Consider the following 2,018-nt stretch of genomic DNA (forward strand, 5'->3'; position numbering starts at 1 on the left):
TATAAATCCCGCTTTGGTTAAGGGATGCCACACTTATTGTAGGATTTTGAATTAGCGAACTAAAACCGTTTGGTCCTGACCATGAAAAATCTCCACTTCCTGTTGAAGTAAGGTTTATAGCGTTGCCTTCACAGAGGGTTTGATTGGCACGTGCTGTCAAGGTTGGAATCGGATTCACTGTTACACTCGTAGTTGCACTAGCTGTACAGCCATTAGTGGTAATGGTTAGGCTATAAACTCCAGTATTTAAGACATTAGAACTGTTTATCGTTGGATTTTGAGAGGTTGATGTAAATCCACTCGGTCCAGTCCAAGAATAGTCACCGCCTCCGGAGGAAGTCAGGTTTATAAGATTTCCTTCACATATGTTTTGATTCGAATTTATGGTTATGTTTGGTAAAACATTTACTGTCACGGCTGTTGTAGCACTAGTTGTACATCCATTTGCGGTTACAGTTAAACTATATGTACCAGACTTGTTTGAGGTAGCACCCGTTATTGAAGGGTTTTGTAATGTAGAAACAAAGCCGTCTGGCCCAGTCCACGAATAGTTTCCTCCTCCAGTTGAGGTTAAAGTAATGTTTTGACCCTCACACAACGTCTGAACTGGAGAAATACTAATATTTGGTAAAGTGGTTACTGTTATATTAAAAACCATGTCTCTTGAAGTTACGCCATCAGAAACTCTGATGGTGAAGGTTTCAATACCAGCAAATGAAGAATTTGGTGTATAACTTAAACCATTTGGAGTCACAGTTCCGCCATTTGAGCTTGATGTAGCGTTAAATCCTGCCAAAATTCCGTTTGTAGGACCAGTTACAATACTCCAAGTCAAGGTCTGCCCTACATCTATATCGCTGACTGTTAGTAGATTGTTTAATTGATAAAAACCAGAGTTTTGACAGATGGTTTGATTTTGTGGGCTACTCAATGAAAAACTGGGCTCATTATTTATGATATAAGTCTGGCCCGCTGAAAACCCACTAGTGATGGCGTTTCCAGAATTATCGACAATGGATGTTCCAGAGTTTTTAAGTGTAATAGAGAGCGTCCCAGCACCTGAAATATTGTTAACTGTTACATTATAGAATAAACTACCTAGTGAGGAGAAACCAGATAAATTTCCTTGGACATTGCCTGTGGTTGCGATGCTAAAGTCGGTTAGATCTACTCCTGAAACAGCCTCAGAAAATACAACCCTAAATGTTACAGTATTAACATTGGTAATTTGAGTATTCGGATTACTTCTATTAATTCCTGAAACTACCGGAGCTACGTTGTCGTATTGAATCACAAAACTCGACGGTGCAGTATTTGAATTATTTACCGCATCAAGAAATGAGTTTGCGTTAACTGTTACATTCACTGTTCCGTTGTTTGTAGGGATTAAGTTTGCAGTGTAATTCTGCCCACTTCCTGCAAAATTGGCTATTGAACCGTTTGTTACGTTAAAATCAGTAAAGTCCAAACCTGTAATATTCTCACTTGCAGTGATGGTCAATGGAATAGGACTCACATTGGTAGGGCTATTTATAATGCTACTTATGTTTATTGTCGGGGGCGATTTGTCAATATTGTAGGTATCTCCTGTATTGAATGGCTCATTGGCTAAGGTTGGACTTAAGCCCGTGTCATTGACTAAATTTAGTCTTATAGTCCCGTCTCCGCTACCAGTATTTACAGAAACATTCCAAGTGGTGCCCGAGCCAGAAACAGAACCTACAGAAGCTCCTGTTACTCCAGTTGTAGTTAGACTAAAATTACTTGCAGAGAGTCCGGTAATGGCTGAAGAAAACGTGACTGTAAAATTTACTGATGAAGCATTTGTAGGTGAGGTATTGGCTCTAACTATAGAATTGACATTAGCCGAAACAACGGGAGCGAAAAGAAGGGTGGCATACAATGGCACGTTTGTTCCTCCTGCTGTTGAGCAATTATTCCCACCAGTTTTTTCATTAAGTTGGATTCTATAATTGCCTCCTGTAACGAATGTATGTTCTATCTGAGAGCGAGTGCCG

1 protein-coding gene is annotated in these 2,018 nt (G+C 39.8%); it reads right to left on the reverse strand.

The genetic code is table 11. The annotated features are described in order from the left end of the window. The coding region (locus EGI31_RS14800) for a beta strand repeat-containing protein (protein WP_255037953.1) at positions 1–2,018 on the reverse strand (2,018 nt) is incomplete at both ends.

The organism is Lacihabitans soyangensis, assembly GCF_024343775.1.
GTDB classification, from domain to species: Bacteria; Bacteroidota; Bacteroidia; order Cytophagales; family Spirosomataceae; genus Leadbetterella; species Leadbetterella soyangensis.